Below are 18609 nucleotides of genomic sequence, written 5' to 3'. Positions count from 1 at the left end.
GATGGCGGCCCAGGTTCGCGTTCTTCGTCAACGGATCCGCTCGGCGAAGTCGATGAAGAAGATCACCAAGGCGATGGAGCTCGTGGCGACGAGCCGGATCGCCAAGGCCCAGGCCCGGGTGCAGGCGTCCCTGCCGTACGCCGAGGCCATCACCGGCGTGCTCACGGCGCTGGCGTCCAACGCGCGGATCGACCACCCGCTGCTCACCCCGCGCGAGCGGGTGCGGCGGGCGGGCGTCCTGTTGGTCACCAGCGACCGTGGCCTGGCCGGCGGTTACAGCTCCAACGCGATCAGGATGGCGGAGTCGCTGATCGCGCGGCTCAAGGCGGACGGCAAGGAGCCGGTGCTCTACGTCATCGGGCGTAAGGGCGTCGGGTTCTACCGGTTCCGCAACCGGCCGATCGAGGCGAACTGGACGGGCTTCAGCGAGCAGCCGTCGTTCGAGGACGCCCGCACCGTGGGTGAGACGCTGATCAAGGCGTTCACCGCCGGCGCGGACGACGTCGACGGTGGTGCCGGTGCGGACGGCGTGCTCGGCGTCGACGAGTTGCACATCGTCTACACCGAGTTCCACTCGCTGATGACGCAGACGCCGGTGACCAAGATCGTCGGTCCGATGCAGGTGGAGGACCGGCCGCGCTCCGAGGGGCTACTGCCGGCGTACGAGTTCGAGCCGGAGGCGGAGGCGCTGCTCGACGCGCTCCTGCCGAGGTACATCAACACGCGGATCTACGCGGCGTTGATCGAGTCGGCGGCGAGTGAGTCGGCGGCGCGTCGGCGGGCGATGAAGAGCGCCACCGACAACGCCGAAGAGATGATCGAGAAGTACACGCGTGAGATGAACTCGGCCCGCCAGGCCGGGATCACCCAGGAGATCAGCGAGATCGTCGGCGGCGCGAACGCGCTGGCCGCGTCGGGAAGTGAAGTGTGATGACTGCCCCAGTAGAGACCAAGACGGCCACGGGTCGCGTGGTCCGGGTCATCGGCCCGGTCGTCGACGCCGAGTTCCCGCGCGACGCCATGCCGGCCCTGTTCAACGCGCTCAACGTCAACGTGAGCCTGTCCGGCGGTGAGAAGACGCTGACCCTGGAGGTCGCCCAGCACCTGGGTGACAACCTGGTCCGCGCCATCTCGATGCAGCCGACCGACGGCCTGGTTCGCGGCGCGGAGGTTCGTGACTCCGGTTCGCCGATCACCGTTCCGGTGGGCGACGCGGTCAAGGGCCACGTGTTCAACGCGATCGGCGAGTGCCTCAACCTCACCGAGGGCGAGACCATCGACGCCGACGACCGGTGGGGCATCCACCGCAAGGCGCCGGCCTTCGCCGACCTCGAGCCGAAGACCGAGATGCTGGAGACCGGCATCAAGGTCATCGACCTGCTCGCCCCGTACGTCAAGGGCGGCAAGATCGGCCTGTTCGGCGGCGCGGGCGTGGGCAAGACGGTGCTCATCCAGGAGATGATCACCCGTGTTGCCCGCAACTTCGGTGGTACCTCGGTGTTCGCCGGCGTGGGTGAGCGCACCCGCGAGGGCAACGACCTCATCGCCGAGATGACCGAGTCCGGCGTCATCGACAAGACCGCGCTGGTCTACGGCCAGATGGACGAGCCGCCGGGCACCCGGCTGCGGGTCGCGCTCTCCGCGCTCACGATGGCGGAGTACTTCCGTGACGTGAAGAAGCAGGAGGTGTTGCTCTTCATCGACAACATCTTCCGCTTCACCCAGGCCGGTTCCGAGGTCTCCACCCTGCTCGGTCGTATGCCGAGCGCCGTGGGTTACCAGCCGACCCTGGCCGACGAGATGGGCGAGCTCCAGGAGCGGATCACCTCCGTCCGGGGCCAGGCCATCACCTCGATGCAGGCGATCTACGTGCCGGCGGACGACTACACCGACCCCGCCCCGGCCACCACGTTCGCCCACCTGGACGCGACCACCAACCTGGAGCGGTCGATCTCCGACAAGGGCATCTACCCGGCCGTGGACCCGCTGGCGTCCTCGTCCCGGATCCTCGCCCCGGAGTTCGTCGGCCAGGAGCACTTCCAGGTCGCCACCGAGGTGAAGCGGATCCTGCAGCGCTACAAGGACCTGCAGGACATCATCGCCATCCTCGGTATCGAGGAGCTCTCCGAGGAAGACAAGATCACCGTGGCCCGGGCCCGGCGGATCGAGCGCTTCCTGTCGCAGAACACCTACGCGGCGGAGCAGTTCACCGGCGTGCCGGGCTCGACGGTTCCGATCAAGGAGACCATCGAGGCGTTCCGCAAGATCAGCGAGGGTGAGTACGATCACTTCCCCGAGCAGGCGTTCTTCATGTGCGGCGGTCTCGAGGACCTCGAGAAGAAGGCTGAGGAGCTGATGAAGGCCTGACGGCCCCATCGAATCCGTACCGCAAAAGACTGCCCCGGCAATGTCGGGGCAGTCTTTTGTTCATCTTCGCGTCCTACCATCGTCGCGGTCCGTTACTCGTGGTCGTCACTCCGGCGGCAGCCGAGATACGGTCGGTCCGCGCGTTCACCTTCTCGAGCGCGGACGAGTGCAACCTTTCGACGACGTGAGCCCGTCTCCTCTGCGTGGGCGTAGCGAACGGAGATGAGCGTGGTTAAGGCCGGCAAGAAGGGCCGCAAGCCGTCCATCTGGCGGGGCGTGCCGCGCTGGGCGAAGCTGTGCACCGTGTTCGGCCTGGTGTTGACCATGCTCAGCGGCGGCGTGCTCGTCAGCACCGAGGTGCTGATGGCCCGCTACGAGGGCTCCGTCGGCAAGGCCGACCTCTTCGGTGACCAGGCGGCGGGCGCCAAGGAGAAGAAGAGCGACATCAAGGGTCCGCTCAACCTGCTGCTGGTCGGTATCGACCCGCGTACGCCGACGGCGGCGCCGCTGGCTGACTCGATCATGGTGCTGCACGTTCCGGCGTCGATGGACCGCGCCTACCTCTTCTCGTTGCCGCGTGACCTCTACGTCGACATCCCGGCGTTCAAGAAGGCGAACTTCCCCGGCGAGACGACGAAGATCAACGCCGCGATGTCGTTCGGTAGCCGGGTCCCGGGAGGGAATCCGGACGCGGCGCGCGGCTTCGAGCTGCTGGCGACCACGGTGCAGAACGCCACCGGCATCAAGCGGTTCGACGCCGGCGCGATCATCAACTTCACCGGCTTCCAGAAGATCGTCGACGCGATGGGCGGCGTCGACATGTACGTCGAGCGGGACGTGAAGTCCGAGCACAAGCAGCCCGACGGCAAGCCCCGGCCGGGCAACCCGCGTGGCGAGGGCTACATCGGCCCCCAGGCGATCTACAAGAAGGGCAACCATCACCTCAAGGGATGGCAGGCCCTGGACTACGTCCGGCAGCGCTACCCCAAGAACGGTGTCCCGGATGCCGACTACGGTCGGCAGCGCCACCAGCAGCAGTTCGTCAAGGCGATGGTGGGCCAGGCGTTCAGCGCCGACGTGGTGTCCAACCCGATCAAGCTGGACAAGGTGCTCCGCGCCGCGGGCCAGTCGCTGATCTTCAACGGCCGGGGCAACAGCGTGATCGACTTCGGGCTCGCTCTGAAGAACATCCGCCCGAACACCATCCAGATGATCAAGCTGCCCGGCGGCCCGGTCTTCGAGGGCAAGACCTACAAGGGTGAGCAGTTCCAGGCAGGTGTCCCGGACTTCTTCACCGCCCTGCACAATGAACAACTGGACGCGTTCCTGCTCGAGCACCCGGAATTCCAGAACAAGACCAAGTAGGCGTGGCGCAGCTCTCCCCACCCGCGTTGGGGGCGGTCCGGCGGCACGACTAGACTTTCGGCAATCCGTCGCCGCAGCAAGGAGACAGCGTGGCACAGCAGCTTCACGTCGAGCTCGTCGCCGTCGAGGAGAAGGTCTGGTCCGGTGAGGCCGAGATGGTCGTCGCCCGGACCACCGAGGGCGAGCTCGGAGTCCTGCCGGGTCACGCGCCGCTGCTCGGCCAGCTCGCCGAGCCCGGCCAGGTCCGCATCAAGCTGGCCGGCGGGGAACAGGTCGCGTACGAGGTGGCCGGCGGCTTCCTCTCGGTGAGCGCCCAGGGCGTCACCGTGCTGGCCGAGAGCGCTACCCCGGTTTCCGCGCAGAGCCGCTGAGCCACACCGGGGATGGAGATCGTCGAAGGGATCGGGATCGGCGTCGCCGTCATCCTCGTCGCGCTTCTCGTACTCTTCGTCCGGCGGGCCGTCGTCACCCGCAGCGGTGGCATCATCCGGCTCAGCGTCCGGGTGACCACCGTGCTCGACGGGCGTGGCTGGTCGCCGGGCTTCGGCCGGTTCGCCGGTGACGAACTGCGCTGGTACCGGATGTTCAGCTTCGCGCTCCGTCCCAAGCGGGTCCTGTCCCGCAAGGGTCTCGCGGTCGAGCGCCGGCGATTGCCCGAAGGGCAGGAACGGCTCTCCATGCCGGCCGACTGGGTGATCCTCCGTTGTACGAGTCACCACGCACCGGTGGAGATCGCCATGGCGCGATCGACCGTCACCGGTTTCCTCTCCTGGCTCGAGGCCGCCCCTCCGGGGGCGGTCTCGCCGCGTCTGGCCTCCCAGGACTGGCCGGCGGCCTGATCCGGCCCTTTCTGTGGTTGCTCTTCGGGGTTTCCGGGGCAGCCCGCCCGGCTCCGGGCGGTCAGGCTTGATCCCTGCGCCGGGCGGGCTGCCCCGGAAACCCGTCCGCGGCGCTGCGCGTCGGTCCGGTCCGGGTTTTTGATCACCTGCCGTTACCGGGTTCGGTGAGTCCCGCCTCCGCAGTGAATTGATCGACTCGGCTTTCTTGAGGTCGGGGTGTCCTGGGGCTTGGATGGCCCGACTTCGTGGAACCCGCGTTGATCACGGCTGCTCGGTCGGCTGGAGCGAGGTGTCAGCCTCGGGGACGCTTGACGGCGGCTGGAGCGGGAACTCAGCCCTGCACGACGCCCATCGTCAGCGCTTGCCGCCCGGCACCCATAGCACATCGCCCGCCGGATTTGCCGTTCTTGACAGGATAAAGAGCAGATCGGAGAGGCGGTTGAGATACTTTGCCGGGAGCGGGCTGGTCCGGTCCGGATCGTGGCTCACCAGCGCCCACGCCGCCCGCTCGGCTCGCCGGGCGATGGTCCGCGCCACGTGCAGCAGCGCCGCGCCGGCGGTGCCGCCGGGGAGGATGAAGGAGTCGAGCTTGCTCAGGCGCGCGTTGTACTCGTCGCACCAGCCCTCCAGGCGCTCGACGTACTCCTCGGTCACCCGCAGCGGCGGGTACTTCGGCTCCGGCTCGACGGGCGTCGACAGGTCGGCGCCGACGTCGAACAGGTCGTTCTGCACCGACGCCAGGACAGCCCTCAGCTCCTCGTCGAGCTGGCCCAGGGCGAGTGCGACACCGATCGCCGCGTTGCACTCGTCGACATCCGCGTACGCGGCGATCCGTGGATCGGTCTTCGGGACCTGCTCGTTGTTGCTCAGCCTGGTCATGCCGGCATCGCCGGCCTTGGTGTAGATGCGCGTGAGGTGGACGGCCATGACGCACAGCCTACGGATACCGGAACTGACGATCCCCGCTCGGCCGGACACGACAGCCGGCTGGCCGGCGGTGGTGGGTCCGGGTGACGCCGGTGATACGGCGGTCAACGACGTCGACGTCATCCGGGTCTGCGGTGCGGCCCGGCTGGCGGGCACCGTGCACGTCGTCGGCGCCAAGAACTCGGCGCTGAAGTTGATGGCCGCCGCGCTGCTCGCTCCCGGCCGCAGCGTGATCACCAATGTTCCGCGGATCACCGACATCGCGATCATGGGGGAGGTGCTGCGCCGGCTGGGCTGTGACGTCCGGTTCGACGCGGACGACCCCGTCGACCCGATGGTGGCCCGGGGCGGGGTCGCCCGGTCCCGTTCGGTCACCATCGACGTACCCGAGCAGCCCGGCGCGGAGGCCGACTACGACCTGGTCCGGCGGCTCCGCGCGTCGATCTGCGTGCTCGGCCCCCTGCTGGCCCGCCGTGGCTACGTGCGGGTGGCCCACCCGGGCGGCGACGCGATCGGCTCACGGGGCCTGGACATGCACATCTCCGGGCTGACCCGGATGGGCGCGGAGATCTCCGGCGAGCACGGGTTCGTCATCGCCGAGGCGCCGCACGGGCTGCGCGGCGCCGACATCGTGCTGGACTTCCCCAGCGTGGGGGCGACCGAGAACCTGGTCATGGCAGCGGTGCTGGCCCAGGGGGCCACGACGATCGACAACGCGGCCCGGGAGCCGGAGATCGTCGACATCTGCACGATGCTCAACCAGATGGGCGCGCGGATCGCCGGCGCCGGCACGTCCACCCTGCGGATCACCGGCGTGCCCGGCCTGCGGCCGGTGCGGCACGCCACCGTGGGAGACCGGATCGTCGCCGGCACCTGGGCGTTCGGCGCCGCGATGACGCGCGGCGACGTGACGGTCACCGGCCTGGACCCGGCCTACCTGGAGGTCGCGCTGGACAAGGTCGTCGCGGCCGGCGGCCTGGTCGAGACGCGGGGGGACGGCTTCCGGGTACGCATGGACGACCGGCCCCGCGCGGTGGACGTGGTGACCCTGCCGTATCCCGGCTTCGCCACCGACCTGCTGCCGATGGCGATCGGGCTGGCCTCGGTCAGCGACGGCGCGTCCCTGATCACGGAGAACATCTTCGACGGCCGGTTCATGTTCGCCAACGAGATGATGCGGCTCGGCGCGGACATCAAGACCGACGGGCACCACGCCGTGGTCCGGGGTCGGGAGCGGCTGTCCGGCGCGCCGGTACGCGCCACCGACATCCGCGCCGGCGCCGGGCTGATCATCGCCGGACTCTGCGCGGACGGACCCACCGAGGTCTCGCACGTGCACCACGTCGACCGGGGGTACCCGGACTTCGTGGCCGACCTGCGCGCCCTCGGTGTGGCGGTGGAGCGGGGGACCGCGCCCGAGGAGCCGTCGCTGGAGATCTGAGGCCCCGCTGCGACTCTGGCGGCCTCAGGCCTGCAGCGAGGCACGCACGTGCCGTCGTGCGTCGTGGATGCGTGACTTCAGGGTGCCGACCGGAATGGCGAGGTGGTCGGCGATCTGGTCGTACGTCAACTGGCACAGGTCACGCAGTACCAGCGGGGCGACCAGTTCGGGTCGATGCGCCTCCAGTCGTTCCAGCGCGTCGAGCAGGTCGAGTCGGGAACCCGCGATCACGCTGGTGGTGCGGGGGTCGGCGGTGTCGAGCGGAAGCAGCGGCGTGGACTGCTCCTCGGACCGACGCTTGAGGCTGCGATACGTCTGCCGGGCGCAGTTGGCGGTGACGATGTGCAGCCAGGTGGAGAACTTCGACCGGCCGGCGAAGGTGTCAATCTTGCGGGCGACCTGTAGAAGGGCGTCCTGGCACGCCTCCTCGGCGTCCTGCCGGCACGGGAGGAGGCGTAGGCACTGTCGCATGACCTGCGGGCCGATCCTGATCAGCAACGCGTCGAGTGCGGCAGTGTCCCCTTTGGCGGCACGATCCGCCAGCTCTTCGACGTCAAGATCGTCCAACATGCTCAGGCCCCGTTCCTCAGCGTTCAGTCGGCCATAATACGGGCGTGTCAGTACCCGGCAAGATCGGCCGATACCGCGTTGTGGGGCGCATCGGCTCCGGAGCGTTCGCAACCGTGTGGCTCGGCGCCGACGATGCTCTGGACGCCTCCGTCGCGATCAAGGTGCTGGCCGACAACTGGTCGTACCACTCCGATCTGCGGGAGCGGTTCGAGCAGGAGGCGCGAATCATGCGGCGGACGGATTCGAGCCTGCTCGTGCGTGTGCTCGACGTCGGTGAGCTGCCGGACGGCCGGCCGTACCTGGTGATGCCGTACGCGGCCGGGGGCACTCTCGCGGATCGACTCGCCTCGGGGCCGATGCCGGTCCGGGAGGCGCTGCTCGTCGCGGCCGACATTGCCAGCGCCGTCGTGGTGCTGCACGAGGCCGGCGTGCTGCACCGGGACCTCAAACCGTCCAATGTGTTGTTCCAGCCGGGCGCGGGCCGCGATCGGGTGCTCGTCGCCGACCTTGGCCTGGCCAAGGCGCTCGCCAACGCGTCCGGCTTCACCATCGCGGCCGGCACGCCCGGCTACATGCCGCCCGAGCAGGCCACCGCCGGTGGTGGCCTGGACATTCGCGCGGACGTGTACGCGATCGGCGCGACGACCTACCACATGTTGACCGGCCGCCCGCCCGAACCGGCACGGTCCTCCGGCACCCGTCCGGGCCGGGCCGGTCGTTCCCTCCCCCGTCCCTCTCAGCTCCGGCCCGGAGTCCCCTCCGAAGTGGACGACCTGGTACGGCGTGCGCTGCATCCCGACCCGCGACAACGCTGGGCCTCCGCGGCGGTGATGCTCGAGGAACTGCACCGGGTCATCGCGTCGACCGAGCGGGTCGCGGGCCGTGGTCGGTTCGTGCGGCAATTGGGGAGGGTCGTCGGCGTCGGGGTCGCCCTGGGCGCCCTGCTGGCGACGACGGGTTCCAGTTCCACGTTGGCGGAACGGTCGGGGTGGGTTCGCGTACACGATGCCTCCGGTGCTCTCTCGGTCGCGGTGCCGGCGAACTGGGCCGGCCAGGTGAAGGACGCCGGCTGGGACCCTTCGGTGCTGCGACTGTCGGCCGGTCAGGCGCCGGGTCTCGTGGTCGCCCCGGATCTCGCTGTCTGGCCGGATCCGGCGAGTGGGATGCCCGGCGTGTTCGTCGGTGTGAGCAGGGCCCTGCTGGACGTCGACCCGGCGCCGGCGTTACCCAGCCACACCTCCTGCGTCCAGCAGCCCGACCGCACGGTGGAGGTGGGTGGCAACCGGGCGCTGGTACGGCGGTGGACCTCGTGCGGCGCATCGGTCTCGTTCAGCGAGGTCGTGATCGCCGTGCCGCAGCGCCGCTTTGGCGTCTACCTGCAGATCAAGCAGGTGGACGATGCGGACCTGACCGACGAGATCCTGGCCGGCCTGCGGTTGTCCAACGCGCTGACGCCGCAGGCCGGCCGTTTCGGGTCGGTCTACTCGTAGCAGTCCTGGTTCGCGTACTGAAGGGTCAGCTGCGTGACCTTGCCGTTCCTCGTCGCGATGCGGTAGACGGCCTTGCTGTTGCCGGGGGTCTTCGTGAAACCGCGACCGTTCGTCGCGTCCCCGTCGGCCCTCGTCCAGTCCGGGTAGATCCGCAGCATGTCGGCGCTCGACATGCCGATGCGCACTCCCTCGGGCGTCTTGATCCCCTCGTACGCGTCGATGGTGGCGATACCCAGCGTCGGCGAGAGGTTGACGATCCCCTCCTCGCTGGGGGCGGCGCGCAGGGCTGCCGGCGCGCAGCCGCCCCCGTTGTTCCCGAACGCCCGCAGCAGCCCCGTTCCGGTGGCCTGCTGACGGGTCATGCCGAGCTTGAGTGAACCGATGCCGTTCGGGCCCAGGACGAGCGTCGTGGGGCGGGTCGCGCCGCTGGACGGCCGGGCGGACGGCGTCGACGAGGGGGAGGGGGTCGATGGAGTGGGGCTGCCGGTGGCGGCCGCGCCGGTCGTCGGGTCGGGCGAGCCGGCCGGCGCGGCGTTGCCATTCTGGTGTGCGGGTGACGAGCACGCCGCTACGAGCAGGAGGCAGGTGAGGGTTCCGACCATGGACGTTGCGCGCATCATGAGCTCCTGGGTTCTGCCACTTGTTGGTTGTCGTAGGGTTCGATGCACCCACTCGGGAGTTTGTTCGCTCGGGAAAGTCGTGCATCCGTCACAGGCGCGAGATGGGCCACCCCACGGCGACCCGGAGCCCTTAGTCATCGTTCAGGCTCGCCGACTAGGGTGCAGGCAGGCACTCATTAGCAGCGAGGGAGAAGCAGATGGCGGGTCGACTCGCGGTCGTCGGGGCCGGGCTGATGGGCTCGGGCATCGCCCAGGTGGCGGCGCAGGCGGGCTGGCAGGTGACGCTGCGCGACCTGGACGACGCGGCCACCACCCGGGGGCTCGGCGGCATCCGGAAGTCGCTGGAGAAGTTCGCCGAGAAGGGCAGGATCGAGGCGTCCGACGTCGAGGCGACCCTCGCCCGGATCACCCCGACCACCGACCTGGAGGCCGCGGCGGACGCGGACATCGTGGTCGAGGCGGTCTTCGAGCGGCTGGAGATCAAGCACGAGGTGTTCCGGGCGCTGGACAAGATCTGCAAGTCGGACGCGGTTCTCGCCACCAACACGTCGGCCATCCCCGTCACCCAGATCGCGGCGGTCACCGAGCGGCCGGAGGCCGTCGTCGGCACCCACTTCTTCTCCCCGGTGCCGATGATGCAGCTCTGTGAGCTGGTACGCGGCTACAAGACCAGTGACGCCACGCTCGACACGGCACGGGCCTTCGCCGAGGAGATCGGCAAGACCGTCGTCGTGGTCAACCGGGACATCGCCGGCTTCGTCACCACGCGGCTGATCTCCGCCCTGGTCATGGAGGCGGTCAAGCTGGTCGAGTCGGGCGTGGTGTCCGCCGAGGACCTGGACACCGCCTGCCGACTCGGCTTCGGGCACGCCATGGGCCCGCTGGCCACCACCGACCTGACCGGCGTGGACGTGCTGCTGCACGCCTCGAAGAACATCTACACCGACACGGCCGACGAGAAGTTCTTCCCGCCGGAGCTGCTCCAGCGCATGGTCACCGCCGGTGACCTGGGCCGCAAGACCGGCAAGGGCTTCTACACGTACTGAGTCGGTGGCGACCGGGGCGGGCGGCCCGCCCCGGTCGTCCGGTCAGCCGTCGCGCTTGGTGGTCCAGCGGAACGTGGTCAGGCAGAGCACGAGCCCGATCACGCACCACAGGGCCAGCACCAGCGCGACCCGCCCCAACTCGAACGAGCCGCCCGGCTCCTGCGCCCCGAAGCTCTCCGGCAGGAAGACCGCCCGCAGCCCCTGGCACATCCACTTGAGCGGGAACAGCGCGGCGACCTGCTGCATCCAGGTGGGCAGGTCGGTGAAGACGAAGAACACACCGGAGATGAACTGGAGCACCAGGGCGACCGGGGTCACCACGGCCGAGCCGCTGCGGGCGGTGCGGGCCAGCGACGAGATGGCGATGCCGGACAGCGTGCACGCGGTCACCCCGAGCACGGAGACCCAGCCGAAGGTGAACCATTTCCCGGCCGTGCCGGGCAGGTCCAGGTCGAACAGCGCCACCGCGACGGCCAGCAGCAGCGCGGTCTCGGCGATACCGATCACCACCACCATGATCACCTTGCCGGCGAACCAGACCCACTTCGGCATCGGGGTGCCCCGGTAGCGCTTGAGCACGCCCCGGTCCCGCTCCACCGGGATCCAGATGCCGAGGTTCTGGAAGCTGACCGTCATCAGGCCGGTCGCGATCATGCCGGTGATGAAGTACTGGGTGAACTTGACCCCGCCGCCGATCGTCCCGTGGAAGATCGACGCGAAGATCAGGATCATGATGATGGGGAAACCCATCGTGAAGACCACGGACTCCCGGCTGCGCAGGAACTGCGTGATCTCCAGTCCGCCCTGGCGCAGGGCGAGCGCGCCCGCGCCCGGCCGTCGGCCCGGGGTCGCGGCGATCGGCGTGGCCGGCTTCGTCGTGGTCGTCATCGCGCGTGTCCGATCATCGTGAGGTAGACGTCCTCCAGGGTCGGCCGGGTCACCGTGAGCCCGGGGACCTCGCCGCCGTAACGCGCGGCCAGATCGGCCACCAGGGCCGTCGGCGTCGCGCTCTGCGCGCTCTCCCACACCCCTTCCGGGGTACGCCAGGACACCGTCGCCAGGGCCTCCTGGCGGTTGCCCAGCCGGTCCGGTGTGGCCACCTCGACCAGCCGGCCACCGGCGATCACGCCGACCCGGTCGGCGAGCGACTCCGCCTCGTCGAGGTAGTGGGTGGTGAGCACGATCGTGGTGCCGGCGGCGGCCAGGTCGCGGATCAGCTCCCAGAACTCGCGGCGGGCCTCCGGGTCGAAGCCGGTGGTCGGCTCGTCGAGGAAGAGGAGTTCGGGACGGCCGATGATGCCCAGCGCCACGTCGAGGCGGCGCTTCTGCCCGCCGGAGAGGGTGTGCGTACGAGCCTTGGCCTTCCCGGCCAGCCCGACCCGCTCGATCACCTTGGCGGGGTCGTCCGCGTCCGGGTAGAAGCCGGAGAAGTGCTGGACCACCTCCGCCACGGTCAGCTCGTCGAACTCGCCGGTGCCCTGGAGCACGATCCCCACCCGGGACCGCCAGTCGGCGTCGGGATTCGCCGGGTCGACGCCGAGTACGCTCACCTCGCCCGCGTCCCGGCGTCGGTAGCCCTCCAGGATCTCCACCGTGGTGGTCTTGCCCGCGCCGTTGGGGCCGAGCAACGCGAACACCTCGCCCCGGTGGACGTCGAGATCCACACCCGCCACGGCCACGTTGTCGCCGTACGCCTTGCGCAGCCCACGGACGGAGATGGCCAGCTCATCATCCATGGCGTCAAGTGTGCGGCCTGGCGGCAAGCGGCGGGTGCCCGGGGTGTGGCGGTCCTCGCCACCGCGGGCGCTTCGCACCCGGGCGTCCCCGACATGGACCTGTGTGGTTTTCCACAGCCTCTTCTACTGAACGGTAACTTAGACTCCGGCCATGGATGAGACGCCGAGCCGGTTGCCCGAGCGGGACCGCCCGTGGGTCATGCGCACGTACGCCGGCCACTCGTCGGCCGCCGCCACCAACGCGCTCTTCCGCCGCAACCTCGCCAAGGGGCAGACCGGCCTGTCGGTCGCCTTCGACCTGCCGACTCAGACCGGGTACGACCCCGACCACGAACTGGCCGCGGGCGAGGTCGGCCGGGTCGGCGTGCCGGTGGCCCACCTCGGCGACATGCGGGCGCTCTTCGACGGCATCCCGCTCGCCGAGATGAACACCTCGATGACCATCAACGCCCCGGCGATGTGGCTGCTCGCCCTCTACGCGACCGTGGCGGTGGAGCAGGGATCGACCGCCGACCGGCTCTCCGGCACCACCCAGAACGACATCATCAAGGAGTACCTGTCCCGGGGGACGTACATCTTTCCGCCGGCGGCCTCACTGCGGCTGACGGCGGACGTCATCGCCCACACGCTGAAGACGATGCCCCGGTGGAACCCGGTCAACATCTGCTCGTACCACCTCCAGGAGGCCGGCGCGACGCCCGTGCAGGAGGTCGGCTTCGCGCTGGCCACCGCCGTCGCCGTCCTCGACACGGTCCGGGACTCCGGCCAGGTGCCCGCCGAGCGGATGGGCGACGTGGTGCAGCGCGTCTCGTTCTTCGTGAACGCGGGCGTGCGCTTCGTCGAGGAGATCGCCAAGATGCGCGCGTTCGGCGTGCTGTGGGACGAGATCACCCGGGACCGGTACGGCGTGACCGAGGCCCGGCAACGGCGGTTCCGCTACGGCGTACAGGTCAACTCGCTCGGCCTCACCGAGGCGCAACCGGAGAACAACATCCAGCGCATCGTGCTGGAGATGCTCGGCGTGACCATGTCCCGCGACGCCCGCGCCCGCGCCGTGCAACTGCCGGCCTGGAACGAGGCGCTCGGTCTGCCCCGGCCGTGGGACCAGCAGTGGTCGCTCCGCATGCAGCAGGTCCTGGCGTACGAGTCGGACCTGCTCGAATACCCGGACCTCTTCGCCGGCTCGCACGTGATGACCGCGCTCGTCGACGAGATCGTCACCGGGGCGCGGGTCGAACTGTACGCCGTGTTGGAGATGGGCGGCGTGGTGGCCGCCGTGGAGACCGGCTATCTCAAGAGCGCGCTGGTCGCCTCGCTGGCCGAGCGCCGCCGCCGGATGGAGTCCGGCGTCGACGTGGTGGTCGGCGTCAACCGCTTCGCCGAGACCGAACCGTCCCCGCTGACGGCGGCGGGCGCCGAGGCCGTCGAACAGGTCGATCCCATGGTCGAGGCGGCCGCCGTCGCCTCCGTACGCGAGTGGCGTGCCGGGCGGGACGACGCGGCGGTCGCCGCGGCACTGGCGCGGCTCCGCGCGGACGCCGCGACCACCGCCAACCTGATGCCGGCGACCCTGGAGTGTGTGCGGGTCGGGGCGACCACCGGGGAGTGGGCCGGCGCGTTGCGCGAGGTCTTCGGTGAGTACCGGGCCCCGACCGGGTTGTCCGGCGCCACCGGCAGCGGCGGCGACGCGGGTCTCGCGGCGGTACGCGAGCGGGTTGCCGCGACCGCCCGCGAGATGGGCAACGGGCGGTTGCGGTTGCTCGTCGGCAAGCCCGGCCTGGACGGGCACTCCAACGGCGCGGAGCAGATCGCCGTACGCGCCCGCGACGCCGGCTTCGAGGTCGTCTACCAGGGCATCCGGCTGACCGCCGGCCAGATCGTCGCCGCCGCCGTCGAGGAGGACGTCGACCTGGTCGGGCTCTCCGTGCTGTCCGGCTCACACCTGGCGGCCGTGCCCGCGGTGCTCGACGGCCTGCGCGCTGCCGGCCGGGCGGACCTGCCCGTGGTGGTGGGCGGCATCATCCCCGCCGGTGACGCCGACACCCTGCTCGCCGCCGGGGTGGCGCGGGTCTTCACGCCGAAGGACTTCGCCCTCACCGGGATCATCGACGACCTGGTGACGGTCATCCGGCAGGCCAACGACCTGCCCTGACCGGTGTTCCGCAGGGTCAGCGACCGGCGTACGTCATGCAGTCGGCCAGGTCGTTGTCCGGCCCGACCTTGATCGACGAGGCGTGGCACTCCAACTGCTCGTTGTGCCGACAGTCGGAACGCTGGCAGGCGCCCACCTGCGCGGTGAGGCCGTCCACCCCGCCGCGGACGGGCGACTCGACGAAGGTGTGGCAGTGCGCGTGGTCCATGCTGCCGATGGTGATCGCGAAGGCGTGGCAGTCACCACCCTGGTTGTACGCGCACGCCGCGACGACACATTCCTGGACTCGGGGCATCTCCATTGCAGTGGTCATGCCGACCTCCTCTAGGCTCCTGCCCTGATATTAGGCATTTGTGGCCTGCGCTCACGCCGATACGCCCGTCTGGCCCTCCGGCCTGACCGGCCATCCCGGCATGATCGACACGAGATCACCGATATCGCGGTATCAATCGGCCCCGGATACCCCGACTTCAGCGATGTCGAGTCGATCACGCGCAGTCACGCCCTTGCCCGCCGCGCGGATCGTGTAGATCCGGGTGGTTTGTCCGGCCGTGAGGCCGCGCCACGCTCTCCGGGCCGCCCGCCTGCGGGAATGGGCCCCGCCGCCAGGTCGTCACCGACGACCGGCACGACGCTCTAGGGCCGCCCACCTTAGGGAATGGGCCCGATCTCCGGGTCGTGACACCCGGACCGGCCGCCGCGAGCGATCCGCGCGCAGGCCGCCATGCCCGGGAATGAGCCCGGCCAAGCCGGTCGTTACGCACAGACCGCCACGGGCCGCCCGTCTGCGGGAATGGCCCCGGCCCCCGGGTCGTTTCATCTGGACCGGCCGCCGCGAGGCATCCGCCCCCAGGCCGCCAAGCCCCGGGAATGAGCCCGGCCAAGCCGGTCGTTACGCACAGACCGCCACGGGCCGCCCGTCTGCGGGAATGGCCCAGGCCGCCGGGTCGTTACACCCGGACCGGCCGCCGCGAGGCATCCGCCCGCAGGCCGCAAGGCCCCCGGGAATGACCCCGGCCAGCCGGCCGATACACACAGACCCCACCGGGCCTCCCGCCTGCGGGAATGGCCCCGCCCCCCCGGGTCGTTGTACCCGGTCCGCGGCGCCCGAGCCCCCCGGCTCGCAGGCCGCCGCCCCCCAGACTTTGCACGCGCCGGACGAGGTGCGCACACCCCCGTCACCTGATCCCCCCAACGGTGACATCTGGGTGTTTCCTACCCCCGAAGGAGCAACCCCTCATGAACACGATCTTCCGTAAGAGCATGCTGTCCGTTGCTGGTCTCGCGTTCGCCGGCGGCGTCTTCGCCGGCCCGATCGCCGCCCACGCCAACCCGGCCGTGGACGCCAAGCCCGCCGCCGTGGCGGTGCAGGCCGCGGCGCCGAAGCCGCAGGGCGACCAGTCGCACATCACCCTGAACGACGAGCAGACCGCCAACGTCAAGGCCATCATCGCGGCCACGAAGAAGGCCGGCCTGCCCGAGCGCGCCGCGGTCATCTCGATCGCGACGAGCCTGCAGGAGTCGAAGCTGGAGAACCTGGGTCACCTCGGCGACGCCAACGACCACGACTCCCTCGGCCTGTTCCAGCAGCGCCCGACCAGCGGTTGGGGCACCCCCGAGCAGATCACCAACCCCGAGTACTCCACCACCGCGTTCCTCAAGGGCCTGCGTCAGGTCGACGGCTGGCAGGACATGCCCCTGACCGACGCCGCGCAGACCGTGCAGGTCTCCGCCTACCCCGACGCCTACGCCCAGTGGGAGCAGCAGGCCACCGACCTCGTCGCCCACCACTGGAACAGCTAAGAGCTCAAAGCCGATGGCCGGCACCCGACAACGGGTGCCGGCCATCGGCGTATCTGCAGATCTTGGACAGTTACCGTCAGGTCGGGACGGTAACTGTCCAAGATCTGCGGGCGCGACCGCTGCCGACGCGCAGCCGGCGCGCCCTCCCGTGCGGAGGGCGCGCCGGAGGTCAGACGCGGAAGCCGGCGGCGCGGGCCGCCTCGCGTTCCCGGCGGCGGTCGGACCGTCGACGCAGGAACCAGTAGACGAAGACGACGAGACCCACCAGGAAGGCGAGGACGAGCACCGGCAGGATGACCGCCACCAGGGACATGACCACGCTCGTCGCGTCCTCGGCGGTGCTGGCGACCGGGGCGCCGAACCCGGCGGTGGTCGCGTTGATGACCGGGCGTGCGGCGGACTTGAGCAGGTGCACACCGAAGGCGAGCAGTACGCCGGTGGCCACCGGCACCCATTGATGGCTGGAGAAGAAGCTCCCCGGGTCGCTGACCGTGACCGTCTCCGACGACGAGCCGGCTCCGAAGGCCAGGCCTCCGGCGGTGGGCCGGACGACGGTCTGCACCACGTCGTTGACGTGGTCGACGACCGGCACCTTGTCCGCCACCATCTCGACGGCGAGCAGGACGGCCAGGATGACGATGACCCAGCCGTTGCCGAGCCACGTCCAGCCGCTGGGCAGGTCGATCAGGTTGGTGTAGCGGCCGAGGAGGCCGAGGACGAGCAGGGGTATGTAGGCGTTCAGCCCCGCTGAGGCGGCGAGGCCGGTGCCGGTGAGGACTTCGAACACGATCTCAGCATCGCACCGACGCGCCAGTGCCGCTCGGTGGCGGTCGCGGCCCGCTCGGCTACCCTCGTCGGGTGCGGTTGGTCATTGCGAAGTGCTCGGTGGACTATGTCGGACGGCTCTCGGCTCACCTGCCGCCGGCGACCCGGCTGTTGATGGTGAAGGCGGACGGGTCGGTGTCGATTCACGCCGACGACCGGGCGTACAAGCCGCTGAACTGGATGAGCCCGCCGTGCCGGCTGGAGGAGGCCCCCGGCGTCTGGCGGGTGGTCAACAAGGCCGGCGAGGAGTTGCGGATCACCCTGGAGGAGGTCTTCCAGGACACCTCGTACGAGCTGGGTGTGGATCCCGGCCTGCGCAAGGACGGGGTGGAGGCGCATCTGCAGGAGCTGCTGGCAGCCAACCCGACCGTCCTGGGCGAGGGGTTCACGTTGGTGCGCCGCGAGTACATGACGGCCATCGGCCCGGTGGACCTGCTGTGCCGGGACGCGAACTCCGGCGCCGTGGCCGTCGAGATCAAGCGGCGTGGCGAGATCGACGGCGTGGAGCAGCTGACCCGCTACCTCGAACTCATGAACCGTGACCCGCTGCTCAGCCCCGTCACCGGTGTCTTCGCCGCGCAGGAGATCAAGCCGCAGGCCCGGGTGCTCGCCGCCGACCGGGGTATCCGGTGCGTCGTCGTCAACTACGACCGGCTGCGGGGCATCGAGAAGGACGAGCTGACCCTCTTCTGACCCCCGCTCAGCGCCCGGTCCGTACGGCGATCAACGACTTCGGCAGGCCGAAGACCCGTTCGACGAGCATTGTCGAGTCGGGAAAGTAGTGGCGCATCTGCGAACGGTCCAGCAGTTCGGTCCAGAGCACCTGGTGGATGGCGGCCTCATGGCTGCGGGTCGGTTTGTGGCCGAGGGGCCAACGGCGAGCGAGCGCCGTGCGCATCCGGATCGGTAGGAACTGCATCCCGGGCGCGATCCAGTGGGGCTCGATGGGGAAGTAGCGGTAGGGCGTCTGCACCCAGTGCCGATCCGCCAGCGAGCGGGTCGCGGCCGCGAACCGCAGCCGGCGCTCGTGCCCGCCGACGTGCTCCAGCACGGAGTTGGAGAAGACCAGGTCGTAGGCGCCCTTGGCGACGTGGGGTGGGAGGTCGCAGGCATCTGCCTGCTCGACGTGGGCCCACTCGGGTACGGCGGCGGGCGGCTGTTCCAGGTTGACCACGGTGACCCGGGCCGGCCGGATGGTGGCGCGGTGCCAGGTGCCGAGCCGGCCGCCGAGGTCGACGACGTGCATGTCGCCGATGTCGGGAAAGGTGCGCGCCAGCCACTCCGAACGACGACGCCGCTGCCGAGCGCTCCACGACTGGTCACTGTCGACTAGGCGGTGTCGCAATCGATTGTGGCCCATTTAACGCAATGTACCGCCGTAGCTACGGCGTATAAACATGTGGATACGCCGATCGGCTCGCAGATCGG

At 69.9% G+C, this 18609-nt stretch carries 19 protein-coding genes; 11 read left to right on the top strand and 8 right to left on the bottom strand.

Translation table 11 applies throughout. From position 1 onward, the window contains the following. Position 1: 1 nt before the first annotated feature. The 5 genes from ACQPZK_RS25995 (at position 2) to ACQPZK_RS25975 (ending at position 4571) form a co-directional block, all read left to right on the top strand. A complete protein-coding gene (locus ACQPZK_RS25995; protein WP_433535457.1) occupies positions 2–931 on the top strand; it encodes a F0F1 ATP synthase subunit gamma in 930 nt (309 codons plus the stop codon). Then, positions 931–2367: a F0F1 ATP synthase subunit beta gene (gene atpD, locus ACQPZK_RS25990; RefSeq protein WP_433535456.1), complete on the top strand. Its 1437-nt coding sequence runs from the start codon at positions 931–933 to the stop codon at positions 2365–2367. The genes ACQPZK_RS25995 and atpD overlap by 1 nt, the downstream gene beginning before the upstream one ends. Positions 2368–2589: 222 nt before the next feature. Continuing rightward, entirely contained in the window at positions 2590–3732 is a 1143-nt protein-coding gene (locus tag ACQPZK_RS25985; protein ID WP_433535455.1) for an LCP family protein, read from the top strand. Between the two features lie 89 nt (positions 3733–3821). Then, positions 3822–4103 carry a F0F1 ATP synthase subunit epsilon gene (locus ACQPZK_RS25980; protein WP_421472903.1) on the top strand — a complete coding sequence of 94 codons (282 nt, stop codon included), beginning with the start codon at positions 3822–3824 and terminating at the stop codon, positions 4101–4103. A 12-nt stretch (positions 4104–4115) separates the two neighbouring features. Continuing rightward, positions 4116–4571, top strand: coding sequence for a DUF2550 domain-containing protein (locus ACQPZK_RS25975; protein WP_433535454.1), 456 nt, complete (start codon positions 4116–4118; stop codon positions 4569–4571). Positions 4572–4925: 354 nt separating this feature from the next. On the opposite strand, the gene ACQPZK_RS25970 is transcribed toward ACQPZK_RS25975, so the two are convergent. After that, positions 4926–5498, bottom strand: coding sequence for a cob(I)yrinic acid a,c-diamide adenosyltransferase (locus ACQPZK_RS25970; RefSeq protein WP_422736649.1), 573 nt, complete (start codon positions 5496–5498; stop codon positions 4926–4928). Here ACQPZK_RS25970 and murA point away from each other — a divergent pair. Then, positions 5497–6939, top strand: coding sequence for a UDP-N-acetylglucosamine 1-carboxyvinyltransferase (gene murA / locus ACQPZK_RS25965; protein WP_433535453.1), 1443 nt, complete (start codon positions 5497–5499; stop codon positions 6937–6939). The genes ACQPZK_RS25970 and murA overlap by 2 nt on opposite strands. 24 nt (positions 6940–6963) lie before the next feature. Here the strand turns inward: murA and ACQPZK_RS25960 are convergent, their stop codons facing one another. After that, the gene (locus ACQPZK_RS25960) at positions 6964–7509 is read right to left on the bottom strand and encodes an RNA polymerase sigma factor (protein ID WP_433535452.1); all 546 of its coding nucleotides are present in this window, start codon (positions 7507–7509) and stop codon (positions 6964–6966) included. 44 nt (positions 7510–7553) lie between these two features. Between ACQPZK_RS25960 and ACQPZK_RS25955 the strand changes: the two genes are divergently transcribed. Further along, positions 7554–8999 (top strand): serine/threonine-protein kinase, encoded by a 1446-nt coding sequence (locus tag ACQPZK_RS25955; RefSeq protein WP_433535451.1) that lies wholly within the window; start codon positions 7554–7556, stop codon positions 8997–8999. Here ACQPZK_RS25955 and ACQPZK_RS25950 read toward each other — a convergent pair. Next, a complete protein-coding gene (locus ACQPZK_RS25950) occupies positions 8990–9601 on the bottom strand; it encodes a hypothetical protein (protein WP_433535450.1) in 612 nt (203 codons plus the stop codon). The two genes, ACQPZK_RS25955 and ACQPZK_RS25950, sit on opposite strands and share 10 nt — an antisense overlap. Positions 9602–9816: 215 nt before the next feature. On the opposite strand from ACQPZK_RS25950, the gene ACQPZK_RS25945 reads away from it, so the two are divergent. Beyond that, positions 9817–10665, top strand: a complete 849-nt coding sequence (locus ACQPZK_RS25945) for a 3-hydroxyacyl-CoA dehydrogenase family protein (RefSeq protein WP_433535449.1) — start codon at positions 9817–9819, stop codon at positions 10663–10665. A gap of 42 nt (positions 10666–10707) precedes the next feature. Here the strand turns inward: ACQPZK_RS25945 and ACQPZK_RS25940 are convergent, their stop codons facing one another. Both ACQPZK_RS25940 and ACQPZK_RS25935 read right to left on the bottom strand, forming a co-directional pair. Further along, the gene (locus ACQPZK_RS25940) at positions 10708–11553 is read right to left on the bottom strand and encodes an ABC transporter permease (RefSeq protein WP_433535448.1); all 846 of its coding nucleotides are present in this window, start codon (positions 11551–11553) and stop codon (positions 10708–10710) included. After that, positions 11550–12401, bottom strand: coding sequence for an ABC transporter ATP-binding protein (locus ACQPZK_RS25935; RefSeq protein ID WP_433535447.1), 852 nt, complete (start codon positions 12399–12401; stop codon positions 11550–11552). Before ACQPZK_RS25935 ends, ACQPZK_RS25940 begins: the two co-directional genes overlap by 4 nt. Before the next feature lie 151 nt (positions 12402–12552). Between ACQPZK_RS25935 and ACQPZK_RS25930 the strand changes: the two genes are divergently transcribed. Then, positions 12553–14553: a protein meaA gene (locus ACQPZK_RS25930; RefSeq protein WP_433535446.1), complete on the top strand. Its 2001-nt coding sequence runs from the start codon at positions 12553–12555 to the stop codon at positions 14551–14553. Between the two features lie 16 nt (positions 14554–14569). Here ACQPZK_RS25930 and ACQPZK_RS25925 read toward each other — a convergent pair whose 3' ends face one another. Next, positions 14570–14866, bottom strand: coding sequence for a DUF1540 domain-containing protein (locus ACQPZK_RS25925; RefSeq protein WP_355052875.1), 297 nt, complete (start codon positions 14864–14866; stop codon positions 14570–14572). Between the two features lie 926 nt (positions 14867–15792). On the opposite strand from ACQPZK_RS25925, the gene ACQPZK_RS25920 reads away from it, so the two are divergent. Beyond that, complete coding sequence (locus ACQPZK_RS25920) at positions 15793–16356, top strand: hypothetical protein (protein ID WP_433535445.1); 564 nt, start codon at positions 15793–15795, stop codon at positions 16354–16356. A gap of 169 nt (positions 16357–16525) precedes the next feature. Here the strand turns inward: ACQPZK_RS25920 and ACQPZK_RS25915 are convergent, their stop codons facing one another. After that, on the bottom strand, positions 16526–17143 hold the full coding sequence (locus ACQPZK_RS25915) for a DUF4126 domain-containing protein (protein WP_396804298.1): 618 nt from the start codon (positions 17141–17143) through the stop codon (positions 16526–16528). A gap of 71 nt (positions 17144–17214) precedes the next feature. Here ACQPZK_RS25915 and nucS point away from each other — a divergent pair, with 71 nt between their 5' ends. Beyond that, complete coding sequence (gene nucS, locus ACQPZK_RS25910) at positions 17215–17874, top strand: endonuclease NucS (protein WP_357134169.1); 660 nt, start codon at positions 17215–17217, stop codon at positions 17872–17874. Between the two features lie 7 nt (positions 17875–17881). On the opposite strand, the gene ACQPZK_RS25905 is transcribed toward nucS, so the two are convergent. Next, positions 17882–18541, bottom strand: a complete 660-nt coding sequence (locus ACQPZK_RS25905) for a class I SAM-dependent methyltransferase (protein ID WP_433535444.1) — start codon at positions 18539–18541, stop codon at positions 17882–17884. Positions 18542–18609: the final 68 nt, after the last annotated feature.

The organism is Micromonospora sp. CA-249363 (genome assembly GCF_050950185.1).
Lineage (GTDB): Bacteria > Actinomycetota > Actinomycetes > Mycobacteriales > Micromonosporaceae > Micromonospora.
This window is presented reverse-complemented; position numbering and strand designations above follow the sequence as displayed.